Source organism: Cognatishimia coralii, assembly GCF_037478305.1.
Taxonomy (GTDB): Bacteria; Pseudomonadota; Alphaproteobacteria; order Rhodobacterales; family Rhodobacteraceae; genus Cognatishimia; species Cognatishimia coralii.
In genome coordinates this window covers 149,560-169,750 of record NZ_JBBGAZ010000002.1, presented here as the reverse complement: position 1 = coordinate 169,750, position 20,191 = coordinate 149,560, and the positions used below count along the sequence as shown (strand labels likewise).

Below are 20,191 nucleotides of genomic sequence, written 5' to 3'. Positions count from 1 at the left end.
ATGGACGAAGCAAAGATAAATGGTTAAAGTGTCCTTGGGCATAGAGGCAAAAATATCTATGGAGCAGTACCATAAACTCTTCTGGCCCCGAGCAGGTGTACTACTATGCGCATTGATCTTGGCAGGGTCAGTGTTTGGGGTGTCAGTGGCTAAGGCCGACGTTCGCATCAAGGATATTGCGAGCTTTGAAGGCGTGCGAGAGAACCATCTGATCGGCTACGGGCTGGTCGTGGGTCTTTTGGGCACGGGCGACAAGATGGCGAATTCTCCGTTCACACGTGAAAGCGTGCGGGGGATGCTTGAGCGTCTCGGTGTGGCCAACATTGACGCCAACCTGCTGCAGACCAAAAACACCGCGGCGGTGATGGTAACGGCGAAACTTCCGCCGTTTTCCCGTCGCGGTGCTCCCATTGATGTCACCGTGAGCTCCCTCGGAGACTCGACCAGCTTGAGAGGTGGCACTCTGCTGGTGACGCCGCTGGCTGGGGCTGACGGTGAGGTTTATGCGGTCGCCCAAGGTGCCGTCGCGGTTTCGGGCTTTCGCGCCGAAGGGGCGGGAGCGACTTTGACCGAAGGCGTTCCGACCATCGCCCGCATTGATAACGGCGCGATCGTGGAGCGCGAAGTCGGGTTTAGTCTGGATCAGATGAAATCTGTGCGCGTCGCTTTGCGGACACCTGATTTCACCACGGCCACCCGCGTGCGGGATGTTGTGAACACGGAATTGGGCGCTCAATTCGCCGAAGTTCTGGACCCTGGCACCATCGAAGTCGCCATCGCGAGCAAAACCAATGTCGCGGAATTCGTGTCCGTGATCGAAAATCTGACGGTTCAGCCGGATTCAATCGCTCGCGTTGTGGTCGATGAAAAGTCCGGCACAATCGTGATCGGATCCAATGTGCGCATCGGCCAGGTTGCGATCAGCCAGGGTGGTTTGACGATCCGAGTTAAAGAAAATCCGAGCGTCAGTCAGCCTAATCCGATTTCCATCGGTGGCACGACTATCGTGATCCCGGATACCGATCTGGATGTGACCGAGAAAGACAGCAAGTTCACGATCCTTGAGGGAGACGTTAGTCTTCAGGACCTCGTGGACGGCTTGAACGCGATCGGAGTCGGAGCACGTCAGACCATTTCCATTCTGCAAGCGATCAAGTCCTCGGGCGCGCTGCACGCAGATCTGGAGATCATCTGATGGCCGATCTTCCGATTCTCTATTCACCGCTCGCAAATGCGCAGATTCCGAATCAAATCGGGCCCCAAAATCGGCTTTCCGAACAAGAAATTGCGAAGGCAAAAGAATTTGAGACGCTTTTTTTGTCCCAGTTCGTCGACGAAATGCTCAAGACCGTTGACCTCGATGCAGCGACGGGCGGGCGCGACATGCACATGTGGCGATCCTTCATGTCTCAAGCAATGGCTGAGTCCCTCGTTGACCAGGGCGGCCTGGGTTTGGCGACCAGTGTTGAACAAATGATGTCGGCATACAAAACCGCCGGAAACGGAGGCAATTCATGATTTCTCAGCGCCAATTCCGGGTGGCCGGTCGCAAGCAAAATCGCACATCTGGGCAAGGAACAATGGCCATCGCACCTACCGAATTGGACCTCCAGAATATCGATGCTTTTGCCAGCAAGATTTCGGAAGCCGTGTCGGTGTTGAAACAAGAGATTGCGGGTATCAACGACGGGCAACTCAATATCGTGAGTGAACTCTACAATAAGAAGGCCGGCATTCTGAAGTGGCTAGAGCTGAAAATGCCGCTGATTGAACCCTTTATGAACGACGATGCGGTCAAGGCCAGACGCCTTCCGGACAGGCTTGCAGAACTCAAAGAGGCAGTGTCCGAGAACAACGCGCTTTTGTCACGCATGTCTGTCGCCGCAGGCACCATCGTTCGTGAAATCGAGAAGGCCCAGAACAGGCACAGCCTGAACGGTCTTTATGGAAAATCCGGTCGTCGCATTGGCGCGGATGGCAGCCGATCGAGGGCTTTGGATAAGGAGCTGTAGCAGAGAAAATCAGGGAACCGTCTTACCTCTACGGGCCGTGAAGGTTTAAAAAAACGTAAACCTTAACCCCGCTTTAACCAAAATTCTGTTAATCTACGAATGGTTGTACAGCCAGGCGTAGGTTTGGCATGTGCGATTGATACTCTGTCAGAAGACGGACTAAAAAATCGAGAATTGAGGAGAGCGTAAAATGACGTCCATTCTCACGAATAACTCTGCAATGACGGCTCTACAGACCCTGACTATGGTCAACAAGAACCTGAACGAAACCCAAGGCCGCGTATCCAGCGGTCTCGCAATCAGCTCCGGTAAAGACAACGCAGCTTACTTTGCTATCTCCGAAACTATGAAGGGTGATAGCGGTATGTTTGATGCGATCAACGAGGGCCTGACATCTACCCGCAACTCAGTAGCGACTGCGCGCCTTGGCGCGGAAACCGTTTCTGATCTCGCACAGCAGTTCACCGAGCGCGTCGCGTTCGCACAGGGCTCTGGTGTGAATCTGGCAGATGTTCAGGCAGAACTTGATTCTATTGTCGAACAAATCGGTACAGCTATCAGCCAGTCGACCTTTAACGGTGATGATCTGGTGTCTGGTGCTGCTGCAACGCAAACCATCGTTTCCGGCGTGTCCCGGACTGGTGGTTCTTTCGCAGCGACCACTATGACATTTGACTCCGTTAACTTAGGCGCGATTCAAACCGCACTGGACGCGGTAGATGTCGTAACCGCAGGTGCGACGAGCCAGGCTGCACTTCAGGCAACGCTGACGACTGCAGAGGCGCAACTGGGCCTCGCAATCGACGCAGCGACGTCTTTGGGTGTCACAGAGAAATCCATCGAAGCACAACAGAGCTTCCTGGGTTCCCTGACCGACACCCTGGATCAAGGTGTGTCCTCGATGGTTGATGCAGAGATGGAAGAGGAAGCAGCGCGTTTGCAAGCCCTTCAAACTCAACAACAGTTGGCGACTCAAGCACTAGCTATGGCAAATTCTTCGCCTCAGTCCGTGCTGTCGCTCTTCCGTTAAGAGCAATAGAAGGGAAGCCGGGGATCCTCGGCTTCCTTTTTTCTTTAGCCGCACATTAAACAGTTTTAACGCGCGGTTACCAATTCTCTCAAAAATTTAATTTTCTCAATGGGTTCGCTGAAAAGGTGGCAAATCCTAAACTTGGCTTTAACCATGCCTCCCTTATTCTTTTCAGACGCGTGCGGTGAGAAATCCGTGCGTGCCATATCAGTCAGAAGACTGAGACATAACGAGAATTAGAGGAGAACATTAAATGTCATCCATTCTCACCAATTCCTCTGCAATGGTCGCTCTTGCCACGCTTAACAACGTGAACATGAAGCTTAACGAAACCCAGAACCGTGTTTCCACGGGTCTTCAGATCAGCTCTGGTAAAGATAACGCAGCCTACTTTGCGATTTCCGAAACCATGAAGGGCGACAGCGGCATGTTTGAGTCGATCAACGACGGCCTGACTTCCACCAAGAACTCCATTGCTACTGCACGCCTGGGCGCGGAAACTGTTGCAGACCTTGCTCAGCAGTTCACTGAGCGTGTCGCTTTCGCACAAGGTTCCGGCGTGAACCTGTCCGATGTTCAGGCTGAGCTGGATTCCTTGGTTTCTCAGATCGGCCTTGCCATCAGCCAATCGACCTTTAACGGTGAAGATCTGGTCTCTGGCGCCGCGGCAACTGTGACTGTGGTATCGGGTGTTTCCCGTACCGGTGGTTCATTTTCCGCAACGACCCTCAGCTTTAGCTCTGTAAACTTGGGTGCAATTCAAACTGCATTGGATGCAGTTGACGTTGTAACCGCGGGTGCAACGAGCCAAGCCGCGCTTCAAGCGACTCTGGTTACCGCAGAAGGACAGCTGTCCGCGGCGATCGATGCAGCAACGTCCTTGGGTGTCTCCGAGAAAACTGTCGAAGGCCAACAAACCTTCCTCAGCTCGCTGACAGATACGATCGATTCAGGTGTGTCCTCAATGGTCGATGCAGATATGGAAGCCGAGGCGGCGCGTCTGCAGGCACTTCAGGTTCAGCAGCAGCTGGCAACGCAATCGCTTTCCATGGCGAACCAGACTCCACAGAACATTCTGTCTCTGTTCCGGTAAGTTCCCCTTAGACCGTTTGGTCTTTGAATACCGAATGAAAAAAACGGTCGCGCGAATGCGCGGCCGTTTACTTATGTCTGGAGCTTTTGTTTAAGCACTTGCCTACCACTGCGCCAAACACTGCTAAGCGCAAAGTCTGAAGACAAGTGCACAAAGTCAGCTGGCCCATTTTCGAACAAACGCCCTAATGCTGATTTCCCAATTGCATCCGCCGGATACTGAGTTGCTCGCTTCAGCGCGATTTCAGCAGGCTCACCGCAAGTGGAAACCAAGAGTTTGATGGCGTCAGCCAAGGCCAAATGCGCTCCAGCTAAGGTTCCATCGGCAAGGGTGAGGCGATCCCCCGATCTTAGGATTTCGCGTCCGTTGAGGGTGAAAGACTCCAGGTCCGACCCAATCGTCGCCATAGCGTCAGTGACAAGGAATATCTCTCCGGGGCCTTTATTGGCGCGCAGAGCCAAACTGATCATCGCAGGATCAACGTGAATGCCGTCTGCGATGAGGCCGGCGCAAAAAGCGCCCGAAACCAACGCGGCGCCAACCGTCCCAGGTGCACGTGCTGTCATCTGACTTTGCGCGTTAAACAAATGGGTCACACAGTTGGCGCCAGCTTTGGCATAGCGCAGACAGGTTTCGTAGTCTGCATCCGTATGACCAATCGACACGACAACACCTGCATCCGTGAGGCCGCGTACTTGATGCTCGGATGCATGTTCAGGGGCAAGCGTTACCTTTAGGACAGGGAGCGCTCTAGCGGCCCTTAGCAAAACCTTCATGTCTCGATCATTCATTGGCCGTACAAAAGACTCGCGATGCGCACCTCTGCGATTTGGCGCGATATGAGGACCTTCGAGGTGCAAACCAAGTACGCCCGGTATCCGCGCGGCGATTGCGTCCTCAATGGCAGCGATCGCTTGCGATGTTGTCTCTGGACTATCGGTGATCAACGTCGGAAGGAAAGATGTCGTCCCCAACAATGCATGCGCTTGGGACATTGTGGAGAGAGTTTCCGCCGAAGGTGCATTGTTAAACAAGACGCCACCGCCCCCATTAACCTGAAGATCAACAAAACCCGGTGACAAAAAACCGCCATCCAATGCGATAGACGTGGTTTCTGCGGGAATTGCAGTGTCATCGACAAGGCATTTTACTTTGCTCTCCTCTATAAGAAGGGCTTTTCCTTTCTGAAGAGTGCCCTGCCAAAGAATGTCTGCACCCTTGAGTGCTAAGGTTCTTGATTGTTCTTGGTTCAGCAAAGAAAGACGCTCCAAATCGGTTTCGCGCTCATATTAGCAAGTTAGGCCCTGGTTCGGGGAAGCGATTTCTAAGTCGCAGATATGCAACCATGGCGGTATGGGGGATTCAGCTTGGTTCTACATAGTTGTGTGATGGTGAGTATTTAGTAGAGCACAACGCCCGACGATACCGGGGTTGGAACGTCAAAAGTCTTGAACCACACTGCACAAAAATAATGCACCAAAACTACAGCGAATGATGCGTCAGAGGATATCCTTATAATTGAGTAGGAAAACAAGGATACAATCTGTGCATTTAACAACTTTAAGAAGAATTTCTTGGAATTTCTCAAAAACAGCAAGAACATATACCTTGCTTTAATCTTTTATTCTTTATAGTGACCTTATTAAAGAGAGTAATGGTCCAGAAGGACCCTCGCCCGAAAGATAGGAGCGCAGGCAATGTCGTCTATTCTTACAAACCATTCAGCCATGGTGGCTTTGTCCACACTCAACATGGTCAACAAGAATCTGACCGACACGCAGAACCGCGTTTCAAGTGGTCTTCAGATCATGTCGGGCAAGGACAACGCTGCCTACTACGCCATCTCGGAAACGATGAAGGGCGACAGCGGCATGTTCGAGGCCATCCATGATGGCTTGACCGCGACCAAGAACTCGATCTCCACGGCGCGCCTTGGTGCCGAAACCGTAGCAGACCTCGCAAAGCAGTTTACCGACCGTGTGGCCTTTGCGCAGGGCAGCGGTGTTAACCTTGCTGATGTTCAAGCGGAACTGGACTCGCTGGTAACTCAAATCGGTACCGCGATCAGCCAATCCACGTTCAACGGAGAGGACCTCGTATCGGGCGCCGCAGCGCCTGTGACTGTTGTTTCGGGTATTTCCCGCACAGGTGGCTCTTTCACAGCGACCACAATCACTTTCCAGTCCATTGATCTGGGTGCAATCCAGACCGCGTTGGACGCAATCGATATTGTTACCGCAGGCGCAACTAGCCAAGCGGCTCTACAGGCAACGCTGGCAACCGCTGAGGCGCAGCTTTCCAATGCGATTGACGCGGCGACCTCGATGGGCGTCACTGAAAAGACCATCGAAGGTCAGATGTCATTCCTTGATATGCTCACCGATACGCTGGACTCAGGTGTTTCCGCGATGGTCGATGCGAATATGGAAGCCGAGGCGGCCCGTTTGCAGGCGCTTCAGGTTCAACAGCAGCTGGCGACACAATCGCTCTCTATGGCCAACCAAGCGCCACAGAACATCATGTCGCTGTTCAGACAATAATTACAGTTTTCTGGGGGGAAGGCCGAACATTCGGTTTGACGCCATTGCAGAACTCGGCCGGCTAGTCACCGGCCGATTTTTTTATGCGGCACTGGGTTGATCGACCGCTGCGACGTCGATGGGAACATCAATACCTGCTTCAAGAAGCATCCGGTAAAGCTCCGCAAAGCTTTGGTCAGACATCATCGTGTCGCTCTTGCGCTGGGACAGGAAGGTTTCAGCTACTTTGGCAAAGCGCATAGCTGCGTCGACCTCTGGGTCGGTGCCGGGCTTGTAAGCCCCGACGCGGATCAGGTCTTCCATATCCGCATAGCGCGCAAGCGCGCGACGCGCTTCGTTCATGATTGCGTATTCTTCGTCCGAATGGCAGGCGGGCAGCATCCTAGAAATTGACTTCTGAATGTTGATGGCCGGATAGCGCCCCCGCTCGGCAATGGCGCGATCCAGAACCATATGACCGTCCAAAATGCCGCGAATGGCGTCGGCAATTGGTTCATTCATGTCATCGCCATCAACCAAAACCGTGTAAATCGCAGTGATGTCGCCTTCCCCCTCGCGACCGGGGCCAGCGCGCTCCAAAAGATGCGGCAGTTCCGAGAACACAGTTGGTGGATACCCTTTGGTCGTCGGTGGCTCGCCGGAGGACAAGCCAATTTCTCGTTGCGCCATGGCAAAGCGGGTTACCGAGTCCAGCAACAAGAGAACCTGACGGCCGGTCGACCTAAAGTGCTCAGCCACAGCCGTCGCGGTCCAGGCTGCTTGCCGCCGAAGCAGGGGGGCTTCATCGCCAGTGGCTACAACAACAACCGAGCGCGCCATGCCCTCGGGGCCAAGGTCTTCTTGGATAAACTCCTGAACCTCACGCCCACGTTCTCCGACCAGCCCAATAACGATGACATCTGCATTCGTATTGCGCGCCAGCATCGCCATAAGAGTGGATTTCCCAACGCCGGATCCCGCAAAGACACCCATGCGCTGTCCCTGACACAGCGGCGTGAACACATCCATGCACTTCACTTTGGTCGAGAGCTTTTGCCCTACGCGACGACGTGCAAAAGCGGGGGGCGGCTCTGCCCGTCCACTGGATCTTCGTCCTCTACCTGTCTTGAACCGAGGCGCTGCAGAGAGCGGTTTGCCAAGGCCGTCCACGACGGTTCCGATCCAACTGTCGTCAGGGCTGATGCCGGGATCGTGCTGAACGATCTCAACGTCATCGCCGACTGCGACGCCATCCCAGCTCCCGAATGGAAGCAGTTTCAATCCGTCAGAAGAGGCGCCAACAATCTCGGCCATAACCGGCCCGCGCGCGCCTTTCACGACACAGCGTTGACCGATGCCGGCAGCCCTTTTCAGGCCGGCTGCAGTCATGGTCATGCCTACAATTGACTGGACTTGGCCAACAATTCTTGTGGCCTCCAAAGAGGATACACGCGTCTTGAGGTCGGAAAAAACCTTGGCCACAAGAATAAACCCTCTGTTAATCCATGCTATACTTGCTATAATCATTGATAACTCTCTCGGAGTCTACCTATGAATACAGAGGCTACTAATCTTTTTGATCTTGCGTCTAAGCGTCTGAAATGGCTCTCAGACAGCCAAAAAACGATCTCTGAAAACATCGCAAACGCCGAGACATCCGGATATCGCGCGAAAGAAGCGCAAAGCTTCGAGAGCTATTTGTCGCGCGCAGAAGGCGCCGAGATTGCACCTGACGCGACTTCAGCGGAAAGCGATGTGACATGGGGCGAAGATTTGACGGGGAACTCTGTTGTTCTCGAAGAGCAGATCCTTGCGGCTTCCAGCGCGGCAAGTCAGTACAAGATCGCAGCTAATCTCTACAAGAAAGCGCACTCGATGTTGCGCGCTGTGGCAGGGGGCTAATAGATGGATCCGTTAACCACCATTTCCCGTATCGCAAGCACCGGTCTTCGTGCCCAGGGCGAGCGGATGCGCGTTGTTTCTGAAAACGTCGCGAACGCCAATTCAACGGCCAACGAGGCAGGCGGCGATCCCTATCGGCGCAAAACCATCGCTTTCAACGAGCTCGTTGACGTCGAATCCGGAAGCTCTTTGGTTGAGACCACTGAAGTCGAACGCGACATGTCAGCCTTCACCGTGCGCTACGAGCCTCAGCACCCTGCAGCGGATGCCAATGGCTATGTCAAGCTGCCCAATGTGAATCCGCTGATCGAGATGGCCAATATGCGTGAGGCCTCGCGTTCTTATGAAGCCAACCTCACGATGCTGGAACAGGCACGGTCCATGCGTTCGCAGCTGATCGATCTGTTGGAGTGATAGAAGATGGCTGATTTTACATCGATCCGCCCAAACACCCTGATCCAAAGCGCTTATGGTCAATCCAAGGACCTGAAAGCCGCGACCGAAGCCCAGCCGGAAAAGGCCGAGAGTTTTGGCGATATGCTGCGCGCGGCAGCGGCTCAATCAGCAGAAACCGTGCGCAGGGGTGACGAGGTCTCGACCGCGGGTCTTACAGGTGACGCCAGTATTCAGCAGGTTGTTGAGGCCACAATGGACATGGAATCCACCGTTCGCGTTTCCGTTGCTGTGCGGGACCGCATTGTCGAAGCTTATCAGGAAATCATGCGGATGCCGATCTGATCTCCGTTTGATTTTGTTCGGAAAGGACCGCCCGATTGGACAGCACAGGTGCATTTGACGTTATTAGGATGACCCTAGAGACCATCCTGATCGCCTGCGCGCCGGTTCTGGCAATTGCGCTTGGGGTCGGGTTGATCATCTCGTTCATTCAGGCGCTCACGCAAATTCAGGAAATGACGCTGACATTTGTGCCCAAGATCATCGCGATCTTTGGAATCTTGGTTTTCACAATGCCTTTTATGTATGGCACGCTGACCCGCCTGTCCGACACTGTGTTCGACCTAATCGTGTCGGGGGGCTTCTGATGGCGCCTCGGTTTTCTAATGTCCTGAAACTTTTCGTGGCAAGCGCCTTTTTCTGTGCGCAGACCGCTCAGGCGGACCTGTTTACGGGATTTTACACATCATCGGCGCCAAAACCGAAGCCGGCGCCTGAACGTGTAAAGTCATCCATCACGACCGGCGCACGCTGCATCTCCGCTATTTTGGCCGCGCAAGAGCGACATGGGATTCCTGATAACCTCCTTTTGGCGATAGGTATCCAGGAAGCTGGCCGTAATGGACCAGAAGGACTCGCTGTCTGGCCCTGGACCGCAAATGCGGCCGGCGAGGGCGTGTTTTTCACCAATCGTATCGAAGCTGAGGAGTGGGTGTCGCAGAAGTTGGCGAATGGGGTAAAAAGCATCGATGTCGGATGTATGCAGGTCAATTTGCACTGGCACGGTGAGAACTTTCCAACCCTCAGCATGGCCTTTGATCCAGAGCGCAACGTGGATTATGCCGCCCGGTTCCTGCGCAACCTGTACAGAGAGACGGGTGATTGGGCCAAAGCCGCCGGTCGATATCATTCCGCCACCGAAAAGCATCAAAAACGTTATCTGACCAGCCTCAAGCGCAACAAGAACGTGGTCGACACCCAAATGCCGCGTCTTACGGCCTTGGCAAATTCTGTCGGACGCCCGATCCAGGTCGCCGAAGTCACGCTGCCCAAAGCGCCACCACCGCCGGTGTTTTGGGCCGCTGATGCGGAAAGTGGCGCGAACTATTCGATCTATACAACGCAACCCCTGCAGCCGGTCCTTCCGGCTTTTCGCAATTCTCCCTGATGAAGTCCGACTATGGCAGCAAATGACGCAAATCCTCCGGTGAATCTTGGTGACCAGCTGAAAGGCATGCTGGCCAACCGCGATATCGTCTTTGCGCTTGGCGTGGTGATGATCCTGGGCATGCTTTTTGTGCCATTGCCGCCCGCGATGCTGGATTTCGGGTTGGCAGCGTCGCTGTCTTTGTCCGTGCTGATCCTGATGGTGGCCCTTTGGATTCCAACGCCGCTGGAATTCAACTCCTTCCCAACGCTCCTGCTGGTTGTGACCATGCTCAGGCTCGCGCTGAACGTTTCGTCGACGCGTTTGATCCTGTCTGAGGGCCACACCGGCTCGGGCGCAGCAGGTCAGGTGATCGAAGGCTTCTCGCGGTTTATGGTCGGCGGCGATTTCGTGATTGGGATCGTGATTTTTGCGATCCTCGTGATCATTAACTTCATCGTGATCACCAAAGGTTCAACCCGCATCGCCGAAGTCGCGGCGCGGTTCAGCCTGGATGCGATGCCTGGCAAGCAAATGGCCATCGACGCCGACCTTGGCGCGGGCATGATCACCGAAGACGAAGCCCGCGTGCGCCGCAAGACGCTTGAGGATGAAAGCAGCTTCTTCGGGGCGATGGACGGTGCGTCCAAATTCGTCCGAGGCGACGCTATCGCGGGTCTGATCATCACGCTGATAAATGTCGTGGGCGGCATCCTGATCGGGATCATCAGCCATGATCTGACGGCGATGCAGGCAGCGTCCAACTATACCGTCCTGACAATCGGCGACGGTTTGGTCACTCAGATCCCGGCCTTGGTGGTATCTCTGTCCGCTGGTCTTCTTGTCACCAAAGGTGGCACGACGGGCGCGGCAAACGAGGCGGTGCTGGGCCAACTCTCGAACTTCCCACGTGCGCTTTATATGGCTGCGGCTCTTTGCTTTGTTGTGGGTTTCTTGCCCGGCTTCCCCTTTGTGGTTTTCGCAATCTTGGCAGTCGGTATGGGATTCCTTGGGTACTTCATGCAGGGCCAACTGGAAGAACAGGAACGCCGCCGCGCCGAAGAAGAGCGTCTTGCTGCCGAAGAGCCCGCCAAAACCGAAGACACCATTCAGGATCTCTTGAAACTGGACGAGCTGCGTCTGGAACTTGGAACGGCCCTCGTACCTCTCATCAACTCTCCGGAAGCGGCGCTGCCCGGCAAAGTCAAAAGCCTGCGCAATCTCTTCATTTCGGACTATGGCTTTGTCATCCCGCCCGTACGGATCAAGGACAATTCGACCCTGCCACACATGACCTATTCGATCTCTATTCAGGGTGTCGAAACAGCGACCGGCGAAATCCGCCCGGGTGCAATGATGCTGATTGAACCCAATGGCGAAGAGATCGATATACCAGGCGAACGCACCAAAGAGCCGACCTTTGGTCTGAACGCAGTTTGGGTCGACCAAAGCCGTGCGTCGGAAGCAGAGGCGCGTGGTTACACCGTCGTTGATCCGGAAAGCGTCATCACCACGCATATCACCGAGATCATCAAAGAGCATATGCCGGATCTGTTGACATATTCAGCCACCCAAGAGCTGATGGAGAACCAGACCAAAGAGTATCAAAAACTGCTGACGGATATCTCCAATCCATCCCCAGTGGTTCTGTTGCAGCATGTTCTGCAAACGCTTTTGTCCGAGCGCATTTCGATCCGCAATCTGCCGCGCATTATCGAGGCGATTGCCGAGGCCTCTGTGACTACGAAGAAGGTGCAGCAGGTTGTTGAACATGTCCGCACGCAGCTGTCCAAACAGATCTGCCAGAACCTGCAGGATGAAACGGGCTTTGTGCCTGTGATGACTTTGGGGCAGAGTTGGGAAACCGAGCTGCACAACGCCATCTCTAAAACGGGCGATGAGGTGAATTTCATCATGTCGCCGCAGCGTGTGCAGGAGTTTGTTCTCGCAGTCAGAAAAGACATCCAGCAATTCGCCTCCTCGGATCAATGGCCCGCGCTTTTGGTGGCGCCGGACAGCCGCCCCTATGTGCGCTCGATCCTTGAACGGGTTAGCCCGATGACTCAGGTGATCTCGCACAACGAAGTCCACCGCAAAGCGTCGCTTAAGACGGTCGCTACGATCGGATAAGCCATGGATCTCGACAGTTTTGTCAGCGGGATCGTCTTTGGCTACCTTCTGGTTTTCGCGCGGCTTGGCTCGGCCATGCTGTTCATGCCTGCCTTCGGAGAAACCCAGATCCCAACGACCTCGCGCCTTGCCTTTGCGCTGGTCCTCAGCCTTGCCCTTTACCCGATCATCCCAACGCCGGACCGCGCGCCGCAAGAGGCAGGGCCCATGGCAATCATGCTCGCAAGCGAAATCACCGTAGGCTTGTGGATCGGCCTGACGGGGCGGGTTTTGCTGTCTGCAATGCAATTTGCGGGCGGGCAGATCGGTCAGGTGACAGGCCTCGCCAACGCCTTTGGCGGCAATATCGGATCTTTCGAAGGCGCAACCCTCATGGCGACCTTTCTATTGATCGGAGCCGTGGCGTTGATGTTCCTATTGGACATCCACCACATCATCCTACGCGCCTTGCTCGACAGCTATGATATTTTCCCACCCGGTCCCTTGATGCTGGGCGATATGGCCGAACAAATGGTCCGAGTGGGTGGGCATTCGCTTTACATCGGTACCGCAATTGCGGCACCCTTCTTTGTAATGGGGGTGATCCTGAACCTTGGGATGGGTCTGGCCAACCGTATGATGCCTCAGCTGCCGGTCTTCTTTGTGGGTGCGCCGTTGCTGATCATCGTAGGGTTCCTGATCTTTGCCGCAGCAGCCCCTTCAATGTTTGAATACTTCCTCACCGATTTTGTCGAATGGTTCGGCAATCTTCGGTTCACCACAATGCCCTAGCGCAAGCGAGCCCAGATGGCAGAAGGCGACGAACAGGACAAGAGCCAACAGACGCAGGAACCGACGGAGAAAAAACTCCGCGACGCGCGTAAGAAAGGCGATGTCCCCACCTCGAAAGAGACCGGCAACATGATGGTTGTGGTCTCTTTGATTGGTGTGGCCGGCTTTGCTCTGCAATGGCAAGGGCCACAGATGGTGGATGCGCTGTCCTCACTGATTGACCAATCCGGCACGATCAACATCGGCAGCGACAGCGCGGGGGTGAACGACCTTGGCGAGATCTTCTGGGACTTTGTGATCCGCATTTCGGTCGCGATCACTCCGATTTTTGCGCTGATGCTGGCGGGGGCCATTTTCGGCGTCTTGATTCAAGGTGAAACCGTCGTCGCCGCAGAGCGGATCAAACCCAAACTGTCCAAGATCTCCTTGATTGGTGGGATCAAACGCCAGTTCTCGGCCAATACGCTGGTCGAATTTGTCAAAAGCCTCGTCAAAGTCCTTGTAGTCGGAGGCCTTGCCCTCTGGGTCACCAACGGCGCCGTGCGGGCGATTTGGCAGACACCGGGGTTTCTGCCTGAATACCTACCGGGCTATATGGCGGACGCTGCGCGCAGGCTCTTGATTGCTGCTGCGATCTTTCTTGTGCCCGTCGCGATCCTCGACATCCTCTGGCAGCGCTTTAACTGGCGCAACAAACAGATGATGACGATCAAAGAAGTCCGCGACGAGATGAAAGAATCCGAAGGCGACCCCTTGATCAGAGGCAAACGCGCAGCCCTGCGTCGCCAACGCGCACAACAACGCATCGCGGCGGCCGTACCGAACGCCGATGTCATCCTGACCAACCCGACCCACTATGCGGTTGCTCTGAAATACGAACTCGGCGAGGACGTTGCGCCGGTGTGTGTGGCCAAAGGCGCAGACCTTATGGCGCGCCAGATCCGCTTGATCGCCCATGAACACGACGTGCCGATCCTGGAAAACAAGCCACTCGCGCGCACGCTTTACGATGTGGTGGAGATCGATGACCCTGTTCCCGTGGAACATTGGGAGGTCGTGGCCGAGATCATCAGCTTTGTCATGGCACTCAAAACCGATCCAAATCGCAAGCCGCCCGCTGGCTCGTCGCTGCGCGAGGATCCTGAATAAGGCCGTCGCAAACTACATTTCGCGTCGTTTTTTGCAACTCAGTGCGAAATTTCCGGCTTAAGCTAGGCTTCACACCAGCACCGGAGCCTTCATGAAAATTACCCGAATCCGTGTTTTTAAAACGCCCTTGCCCTATGTCGACGGCGCTTATGCCTGGGGTGCAGGGAACGCCATCGAGGTCGCTATGGCCTCGGTCGTAGCCATTGACACAGACGCAGGGCTACAAGGCTGCGGCGAATTCACGCCTTGTGGCGAGAACTACATGGTCGCGCATTCCGAAGGCGTCGAAGCCCTCGCAAAACTGGTGGCACCTAAACTGCTGGGCGAAGATCCGCGGCAGCTCGGCCGGATCGAGCAAATTCTTGATCACACGGTGCAGGGCCACGGCTACGCCAAAGCGCCTTTTGATGCGGCTTGCTGGGACATTTTGGGCAAGGCGACGAGCCAGCCTGTCTGGATGCTCCTCGGGGGTAAACTCACGGATGGCGCACCGATGTATCGGGTGGCGCCCCAGCGCTCGACCGAGGAAACCATTGCCGAACTCGACCGTCACCGCGCGGCCGGCTATCGCCAGTTTCAGATCAAAGTCGGCGCGGATTGGCAGACGGACATTGATCGCATTCGCCAAACCGTCCCATTGCTGAAACCCGGCGAAAAAGCCATGGCGGACGCAAACCAAGGCTGGCGCGTTGACAATGCGATCCGCCTAGCGCGCGCCACCAAGGATCTTGATTTCATCCTCGAACAACCTTGCCGCACCTACGAAGAATGTCAGCAAGTGCGACGTGTGGCCGAACAGCCGATGAAGCTCGATGAATGCCTCACCGGGATGCACGCGGCGCAAAGGATCGTCGCTGATCGCGGGGCGGAAATCTGTTGTCTCAAGATCTCAAACCTCGGCGGCCTCAGCAAAGCGCGACGCGTGCGCGATTTCCTGATCGACAATCGCATCCCCGTAATCAGTGAGGACACATGGGGCGGGGAAATCACCTCCTCGGTCGTGGCCCATTTCGCGGCCTCCACGCCTGAGGAATATCTGCAGAACACGACGGACCTGATGAACTACAACACCCGCTCGACGGGCATCGGCGGGCCGATTTCCAAAGACGGCAAGCTCTACGCCACCGACACGCCCGGCCTTGGCGTCATCCCTGATTTCGAAAGCCTTGGTGCGGCCGTGGCGGATTGGGCTCTATGATCGCGCGACTCATCGAGCGCTTCTACCGCGAGCTTTGGGAACAAGGCCGCGAAGACGTGGCGCTTGAAATTCTGCACCCCGGCCTCTCGTTTCGGGGGTCACTCGGGACGGACGCGTTGAACCTTGACGGCTACCTTGCCTACCTTCGCAGCGTGCGCGCGGGCCTCAGCGATTATCGCTGCGAAATCCTGTCGCTTGTGACGGAGGAAGACAAGGCAGCCGCCCAGATGAAATTTTCTGGTGACCACACCGGAGTGTTCATGGGCAAAGACCCGACTCATCGGCACATCGCGTGGCATGGTGCCGCATTCTTTGAGATGCGCGAGGAAAGGCTTTTCGACATCTGGGTGCTGGGCGATGTCAAAGCCGTTGAACAACAACTGAGTGAGGCAGCATGAAAATCACAGCCATAACCGTATTCCACAGAGACCTGCCGTTAGAGCATCCCTATTGGCTCTCGGGTGGTCGCCTCAAGTTCGAAGTGCTCGACGCAACCTTCGTCAAAATCGAGACCGATGCGGGTATCACCGGTTGGGGAGAGGGCACACCTTGGGGGCATACCTATGTCCCCGCGCACGGCCCGGGCATTCGCGCAGGCATAGAGACCATGGCCCCCTTTGTCATAGGCCTCGATCCTCGGCGGGTTCTGGACGTGGAACGTGCGATGGATCTTGCTTTGCCGGGGCATCTTTATGCCAAATCTCCCATCGATATGGCGTGTTGGGACATCGCGGGACAGGCGGCGGGCGTGCCGATTGCAGACCTCATGGGCGGCGGATCCCGTACCCCGCGTCCGATTGCGTCGTCCGTCGGGGCTAAAACCGTCGAAGAAACCCGCGCCGTCATCGATCGCTATCGCCAACGCGGGTATATCGCCCATTCGGTGAAGATCGGCGGAGACGTCGACCGCGATATCGCGCGCATTCGTGACGTCGAAGACATCCGTAAGCCCGGTGAAATCGTGCTCTATGACGTCAATCGCGGCTGGACTCGCCAACAGGCGCTGCGGGTCATGAGTGCCACCGAAGACCTGAATGTCATGTTCGAGCAACCCGGTGAGACGCTCGACGACATCGCGGCGATCTCGCAAAAACACGCAGGACCGGTGAGTGTGGACGAAAGCCTCGTCACGCTGCAAGACGCCGCCCGCATCGCGCGCGACGGGATTGCCGAGATCTTTGGCATCAAACTCAACCGCGTCGGAGGCCTCACCAAAGCGGCCCGCATGCGCGACGTCGCTTTGGCGCATGGGATCGATATGTTCGTGATGGCGACCGGAGGCTCGGTCTTGGCCGACACCGAGGCCCTGCATTTGGCGGCGACAATCCCAGATCACAATTGCCACGCGGTTTGGGCCTGCCAGGATATGATCACACTCGATATCGCGCCGGGGCAGGGGCCTCGGAATGTGGACGGTCATCTGCATCTGCCTGAAACGCCGGGCCTTGGCGTTCACCCAGACGAAAACCTGCTCGGTGATCCTATCGCGCGCTATACGTAATTGCCGCAAGAACCGGATTGTAGGGCCTGTCGTGGCCCCATAGTCTCGCGCCATGACGACACCAACTAAGCTCGACCTAACCTCCAGCCTGCTTTTACTTGCCCTCGCCTCTGTCTGGGGCGGGTCGTTTTTTTTCGCAGAGATCGCGCTGACCGAGGTTCCGCCCCTCACGATCACCCTACATCGCGTCTTCTGGGCCGCGCCGCTCTTGCTGATTGTGGTTCGGATCGCAGGCATTCCCTTGCCGAGAGACCCGCGCATCTGGGGCGCCTATCTGGTCATGGGCGCGCTGAACAACGCCATTCCCTTTTCCCTGATCTTTTGGGGGCAAAGCCAGATCGACAGCGGGCTGGCGTCGATCCTCAATGGAACAACAGCGATGTTTGGCGCGGTGGTGGCCGGACTTTTGCTCAAGGACGAGCCGCTTACACCGAACAAACTGGCAGGCGCGGGGCTGGGGCTGATCGGCGTGGGCCTCATCATGGGTCCAGACGCGCTCCTTGGATTTAACCTCGCCAATCTGGCTCAACTCGCCATTTTGGCTGGGTCTTTGTCCTATGCTGTCGCAAGCGTATGGGGCAAAGCCACGCTCGCCGCGCAGCCGCCCCTGATGAACGCCTGCGGCATGGTGATCGGCAGCACGGTCTTGATGATCCCAATCGTTTTCATCGTCGACGGACCGCCCAGTTTCGCTCTGTCCCCTTCTGTTTGGTCAGCGCTTCTGGGCCTCTCATGTCTCTCCACAGTCCTCGCCTATGGGCTTTATTTCGCGATCCTGAAACGCGCGGGCGCGGCGAACCTCATGCTCGTCACGCTGTTGATCCCTCCCTTCGCCATCGCCCTCGGCGCGGCCTTCCTCGGAGAGCGCCTCCCCTCCAGCGCGTGGATCGGCTTTGCGGTCATTGCCGTCGGATTTGCCGTCACAGACGGTCGCCTTCTGACGTCACGGACACGATGATCCCACTTGGACAGATCCAAAAAGCGCTTAAGTTGGATCTAAGAGAGGTAAGGGGGCTTTCATGGCGCATGGCGAATTCATCTGGTGTGATCTGTCGACGTTTCGACCAGATGTGACCAAACCCTTTTATACAGAGCTTTTCGGCTGGTCCTATGAGGGGCTGACCCAACCGGATGGCACCGCCTATGACGTGGCTGGAACGCAGCACGGTGCAAGCGCTGCGATCTACCAAATGCCCCCGAAATTCGTCGAGATCGGCATGCCCAGTTTCTGGATGCCCTATATCGACGTGGTCGACATCAACGCCACCTGCGAAACCGCTCTGTCCATCGGCGGACGGGTGGAAATCGGCCCAATCAGCTGGGGCGACTTCGGCCAGGTTGCTCTGATCCGAGACCCCCTGGGCGCAGGTTTTACCGTGATGCAGGGCGGGATGCCCGACACCAGCGCAATTACACCCACATCAGGCCACGCGATGGCCTTCGCGCTTTACATCTCAGATGCGGATGCGGTCAGCGGGTTCTACAGTGCGATCTTTGGGTGGACGTTGACCCCGCAGGCCACTGAGACCTCTTTCAATGTAATCTCAAAGAGCGGCACGCAAGTCGCCGAACTCCACCAAATGCCAGACGAAGAGCGCGGCAAAGAGCAATTCTGGTCGATCCAATTCGCGACCGAGAACCTTGCCGGTTCAAAAGCCACGCTGCTCGCCCAAGGCGGTGAAGTTGTCTTTGAAGGCGACGGCACGTTGCTCGCGCGCGACCCGGACGGCGGGGCGTTCTTCCTGACCGAAGTCAAAAGCGCCGCGACGCCAAGCAAACCCACGACAACTAAACCCACACCCGCCAAACCCGACACCAAGTGGCGCACATGGGTGGGGCTGGGTGTTGTCTATCTCGCGCTCTTCACCAACTTAAATTGGCTCTGGGGCATCCTGTTCTTGATGTGGACCATCCCCGCCTTGCGCAGCGGAGAGACGTTTTTCGTCGAGCCCATCAGCCGCCGTGACACTCCCGGGCTCTATTGGGTGCTCATCATCACCTGGATCGGCCTCAGCCTTTTGCTGTTCTGGTACGGGTGGGGCGTTTAGTTCGGGCTGAGAGCGTCCCTCAAAATATGCGCCAACTGTTCAAGCTGGCCCGCCAAGGAGCTGGATTTCCGCCAAGCCAAACCAATAGAGCGCGTCGGCTGCGGCCTGCCAAAGCGTGCCACCGCCACCTGCGCGGATTGGGTCTCCACTGGAACCGCCATCTCTGGGATCAAGGTCACCCCAACGCCTGACCCCACCAATTGCACCAAAGTCGACAAAGACGAAGCGTCCAACAACTCGCGCGACGAGCTGGGGTTGTAACTGCAAAACGCCAACGCCTGATCGCGAAAACAGTGCCCCTCTTCAAGCAACAGCAGCTTCATCTCACGCAGCTGATCTGGCGCGGGCACCGGCATGTCGCCTTCATCCGAGGGTCGGATCAACACGAACTCTTCGTCAAACAGAGCGAACTCGTCCAACTCCGCTTCGGCTAAGGGCAAGGCCACAATCGCCGCGTCCAGGCGACCTTCGGACAACTCCGCGATCAAGGTCTGAGTCAGGGTCTCACGGATCTTCAGCTCCAATCCGGGGTAAGCCTCATCTAAAACCCCCAAAACGCGCGGCAAGAGATAGGGCGCGACCGTTGGAATCACTCCAAGCCGCAACTGTCCCGCCATGCCCCCGCGGGAGGCGCGCGCAAGATCGCCCAGCTCATCCACCGAGCGCAGAATATCCCGCGCCCGCCGCGCAAATTCCTCGCCAAAGCCGGTCAAACGCACCTGCCGCGTGCTGCGTTCAAACAGAGCCATGCCGAGCGATTGCTCTAACTCTCTGATTTGCACAGACAAAGCGGGTTGAGACACGGCGCAGGCCTCGGCGGCACGGCCAAAATGCGCGTGTTTGGCCACCGCTGAGAAATAACGAAGCTGTTTCAATGTCAGGTTATTCATAAGAAAATCATATCAATTGAATTCAAAAATACAATTTCTTCAAATGAAAATTTAGATCTATTCTAAACCAGAGATACGCCGATTTCATGGCAGGCATCAGACCCACCTCGACTTTAGGAAAAGGAT

At 56.0% G+C, this 20,191-nt stretch carries 22 protein-coding genes; 19 read left to right on the top strand and 3 right to left on the bottom strand.

Annotation, left to right across the window (positions count from 1 at the left end):
- The first annotated feature begins 58 nt into the window (after nt 1–58).
- From WG622_RS06415 to WG622_RS06395, 5 genes are all read left to right on the top strand, one after another.
- Nucleotides 59–1,195, top strand: coding sequence for a flagellar basal body P-ring protein FlgI (locus WG622_RS06415; RefSeq protein WP_209357864.1), 1,137 nt, complete (start codon nt 59–61; stop codon nt 1,193–1,195).
- Complete coding sequence (locus tag WG622_RS06410; protein WP_209357865.1) at nt 1,195–1,518, top strand: rod-binding protein; 324 nt, start codon at nt 1,195–1,197, stop codon at nt 1,516–1,518. The genes WG622_RS06415 and WG622_RS06410 overlap by 1 nt, the downstream gene beginning before the upstream one ends.
- Nucleotides 1,515–2,012 carry a hypothetical protein gene (locus WG622_RS06405; protein ID WP_339402830.1) on the top strand — a complete coding sequence of 166 codons (498 nt, stop codon included), beginning with the start codon at nt 1,515–1,517 and terminating at the stop codon, nt 2,010–2,012. Before WG622_RS06410 ends, WG622_RS06405 begins: the two co-directional genes overlap by 4 nt.
- A 190-nt stretch (nt 2,013–2,202) precedes the next feature.
- Nucleotides 2,203–3,042 carry a flagellin N-terminal helical domain-containing protein gene (locus WG622_RS06400; protein ID WP_339402829.1) on the top strand — a complete coding sequence of 280 codons (840 nt, stop codon included), beginning with the start codon at nt 2,203–2,205 and terminating at the stop codon, nt 3,040–3,042.
- Between the two features lie 253 nt (nt 3,043–3,295).
- Nucleotides 3,296–4,135 carry a flagellin N-terminal helical domain-containing protein gene (locus tag WG622_RS06395; protein ID WP_339402828.1) on the top strand — a complete coding sequence of 280 codons (840 nt, stop codon included), beginning with the start codon at nt 3,296–3,298 and terminating at the stop codon, nt 4,133–4,135.
- A gap of 71 nt (nt 4,136–4,206) precedes the next feature.
- Here WG622_RS06395 and nagA read toward each other — a convergent pair whose 3' ends face one another.
- On the bottom strand, nt 4,207–5,391 hold the full coding sequence (nagA, locus tag WG622_RS06390; RefSeq protein ID WP_339402827.1) for an N-acetylglucosamine-6-phosphate deacetylase: 1,185 nt from the start codon (nt 5,389–5,391) through the stop codon (nt 4,207–4,209).
- Between the two features lie 441 nt (nt 5,392–5,832).
- Between nagA and WG622_RS06385 the strand changes: the two genes are divergently transcribed.
- A complete protein-coding gene (locus WG622_RS06385) occupies nt 5,833–6,675 on the top strand; it encodes a flagellin N-terminal helical domain-containing protein (RefSeq protein WP_209357870.1) in 843 nt (280 codons plus the stop codon).
- A gap of 81 nt (nt 6,676–6,756) precedes the next feature.
- Here WG622_RS06385 and WG622_RS06380 read toward each other — a convergent pair whose 3' ends face one another.
- Nucleotides 6,757–8,181 carry a FliI/YscN family ATPase gene (locus WG622_RS06380; protein WP_339402826.1) on the bottom strand — a complete coding sequence of 475 codons (1,425 nt, stop codon included), beginning with the start codon at nt 8,179–8,181 and terminating at the stop codon, nt 6,757–6,759.
- Nucleotides 8,182–8,205: 24 nt separating this feature from the next.
- On the opposite strand from WG622_RS06380, the gene WG622_RS06375 reads away from it, so the two are divergent.
- From WG622_RS06375 to WG622_RS06315, 13 genes are all read left to right on the top strand, one after another.
- On the top strand, nt 8,206–8,556 hold the full coding sequence (locus WG622_RS06375; protein WP_339402825.1) for a flagellar basal body protein: 351 nt from the start codon (nt 8,206–8,208) through the stop codon (nt 8,554–8,556).
- A gap of 3 nt (nt 8,557–8,559) precedes the next feature.
- Nucleotides 8,560–8,970, top strand: coding sequence for a flagellar basal body rod protein FlgC (gene flgC, locus WG622_RS06370; protein ID WP_209357875.1), 411 nt, complete (start codon nt 8,560–8,562; stop codon nt 8,968–8,970).
- Between the two features lie 6 nt (nt 8,971–8,976).
- Nucleotides 8,977–9,294 carry a flagellar hook-basal body complex protein FliE gene (fliE, locus tag WG622_RS06365; RefSeq protein WP_209357876.1) on the top strand — a complete coding sequence of 106 codons (318 nt, stop codon included), beginning with the start codon at nt 8,977–8,979 and terminating at the stop codon, nt 9,292–9,294.
- Between the two features lie 68 nt (nt 9,295–9,362).
- Nucleotides 9,363–9,599 (top strand): flagellar biosynthetic protein FliQ, encoded by a 237-nt coding sequence (locus tag WG622_RS06360; protein WP_209357878.1) that lies wholly within the window; start codon nt 9,363–9,365, stop codon nt 9,597–9,599.
- A 35-nt stretch (nt 9,600–9,634) separates the two neighbouring features.
- Complete coding sequence (locus WG622_RS06355; protein WP_339402823.1) at nt 9,635–10,399, top strand: lytic transglycosylase domain-containing protein; 765 nt, start codon at nt 9,635–9,637, stop codon at nt 10,397–10,399.
- Between the two features lie 12 nt (nt 10,400–10,411).
- Nucleotides 10,412–12,508, top strand: a complete 2,097-nt coding sequence (flhA, locus tag WG622_RS06350; protein WP_339402822.1) for a flagellar biosynthesis protein FlhA — start codon at nt 10,412–10,414, stop codon at nt 12,506–12,508.
- 3 nt (nt 12,509–12,511) lie between these two features.
- Complete coding sequence (locus tag WG622_RS06345; protein WP_339402821.1) at nt 12,512–13,279, top strand: flagellar biosynthetic protein FliR; 768 nt, start codon at nt 12,512–12,514, stop codon at nt 13,277–13,279.
- A 15-nt stretch (nt 13,280–13,294) separates the two neighbouring features.
- Nucleotides 13,295–14,428 (top strand): EscU/YscU/HrcU family type III secretion system export apparatus switch protein, encoded by a 1,134-nt coding sequence (locus WG622_RS06340; protein WP_209357882.1) that lies wholly within the window; start codon nt 13,295–13,297, stop codon nt 14,426–14,428.
- Nucleotides 14,429–14,519: 91 nt separating this feature from the next.
- The gene (locus WG622_RS06335) at nt 14,520–15,626 is read left to right on the top strand and encodes a mandelate racemase/muconate lactonizing enzyme family protein (protein WP_339402820.1); all 1,107 of its coding nucleotides are present in this window, start codon (nt 14,520–14,522) and stop codon (nt 15,624–15,626) included.
- Nucleotides 15,623–16,024, top strand: coding sequence for an ester cyclase (locus tag WG622_RS06330; RefSeq protein WP_339402819.1), 402 nt, complete (start codon nt 15,623–15,625; stop codon nt 16,022–16,024). Before WG622_RS06335 ends, WG622_RS06330 begins: the two co-directional genes overlap by 4 nt.
- Nucleotides 16,021–17,127, top strand: a complete 1,107-nt coding sequence (locus WG622_RS06325; protein ID WP_339402818.1) for a mandelate racemase/muconate lactonizing enzyme family protein — start codon at nt 16,021–16,023, stop codon at nt 17,125–17,127. Before WG622_RS06330 ends, WG622_RS06325 begins: the two co-directional genes overlap by 4 nt.
- Before the next feature lie 52 nt (nt 17,128–17,179).
- Nucleotides 17,180–18,085: a DMT family transporter gene (locus WG622_RS06320; protein WP_339402817.1), complete on the top strand. Its 906-nt coding sequence runs from the start codon at nt 17,180–17,182 to the stop codon at nt 18,083–18,085.
- A 61-nt stretch (nt 18,086–18,146) separates the two neighbouring features.
- Nucleotides 18,147–19,175, top strand: coding sequence for a VOC family protein (locus WG622_RS06315; protein ID WP_339402816.1), 1,029 nt, complete (start codon nt 18,147–18,149; stop codon nt 19,173–19,175).
- On the opposite strand, the gene WG622_RS06310 is transcribed toward WG622_RS06315, so the two are convergent.
- On the bottom strand, nt 19,172–20,065 hold the full coding sequence (locus tag WG622_RS06310; RefSeq protein WP_339402815.1) for a LysR substrate-binding domain-containing protein: 894 nt from the start codon (nt 20,063–20,065) through the stop codon (nt 19,172–19,174). The genes WG622_RS06315 and WG622_RS06310 overlap by 4 nt on opposite strands.
- Between the last annotated feature and the right edge of the window lie 126 nt (nt 20,066–20,191).

Bases quoted from the DNA above. Each gene is read 5' to 3' on its own strand.
- WG622_RS06415 (WP_209357864.1), top strand. From the start codon at position 59: ATGGAGCAGTACCATAAACTCTTCTGGCCCCGAGCAGGTGTACTACTA.
- WG622_RS06410 (WP_209357865.1), top strand. From the start codon at position 1,195: ATGGCCGATCTTCCGATTCTCTATTCACCGCTCGCAAATGCGCAGATT.
- WG622_RS06405 (WP_339402830.1), top strand. From the start codon at position 1,515: ATGATTTCTCAGCGCCAATTCCGGGTGGCCGGTCGCAAGCAAAATCGC.
- WG622_RS06400 (WP_339402829.1), top strand. From the start codon at position 2,203: ATGACGTCCATTCTCACGAATAACTCTGCAATGACGGCTCTACAGACC.
- WG622_RS06395 (WP_339402828.1), top strand. From the start codon at position 3,296: ATGTCATCCATTCTCACCAATTCCTCTGCAATGGTCGCTCTTGCCACG.
- WG622_RS06385 (WP_209357870.1), top strand. From the start codon at position 5,833: ATGTCGTCTATTCTTACAAACCATTCAGCCATGGTGGCTTTGTCCACA.
- WG622_RS06380 (WP_339402826.1), bottom strand. From the start codon at position 8,181: ATGATTATAGCAAGTATAGCATGGATTAACAGAGGGTTTATTCTTGTG.
- WG622_RS06375 (WP_339402825.1), top strand. From the start codon at position 8,206: ATGAATACAGAGGCTACTAATCTTTTTGATCTTGCGTCTAAGCGTCTG.
- flgC (WP_209357875.1), top strand. From the start codon at position 8,560: ATGGATCCGTTAACCACCATTTCCCGTATCGCAAGCACCGGTCTTCGT.
- fliE (WP_209357876.1), top strand. From the start codon at position 8,977: ATGGCTGATTTTACATCGATCCGCCCAAACACCCTGATCCAAAGCGCT.
- WG622_RS06360 (WP_209357878.1), top strand. From the start codon at position 9,363: ATGACCCTAGAGACCATCCTGATCGCCTGCGCGCCGGTTCTGGCAATT.
- flhA (WP_339402822.1), top strand. From the start codon at position 10,412: ATGGCAGCAAATGACGCAAATCCTCCGGTGAATCTTGGTGACCAGCTG.
- WG622_RS06345 (WP_339402821.1), top strand. From the start codon at position 12,512: ATGGATCTCGACAGTTTTGTCAGCGGGATCGTCTTTGGCTACCTTCTG.
- WG622_RS06340 (WP_209357882.1), top strand. From the start codon at position 13,295: ATGGCAGAAGGCGACGAACAGGACAAGAGCCAACAGACGCAGGAACCG.
- WG622_RS06335 (WP_339402820.1), top strand. From the start codon at position 14,520: ATGAAAATTACCCGAATCCGTGTTTTTAAAACGCCCTTGCCCTATGTC.
- WG622_RS06330 (WP_339402819.1), top strand. From the start codon at position 15,623: ATGATCGCGCGACTCATCGAGCGCTTCTACCGCGAGCTTTGGGAACAA.
- WG622_RS06325 (WP_339402818.1), top strand. From the start codon at position 16,021: ATGAAAATCACAGCCATAACCGTATTCCACAGAGACCTGCCGTTAGAG.
- WG622_RS06320 (WP_339402817.1), top strand. From the start codon at position 17,180: ATGACGACACCAACTAAGCTCGACCTAACCTCCAGCCTGCTTTTACTT.
- WG622_RS06315 (WP_339402816.1), top strand. From the start codon at position 18,147: ATGGCGCATGGCGAATTCATCTGGTGTGATCTGTCGACGTTTCGACCA.
- WG622_RS06310 (WP_339402815.1), bottom strand. From the start codon at position 20,065: ATGAATAACCTGACATTGAAACAGCTTCGTTATTTCTCAGCGGTGGCC.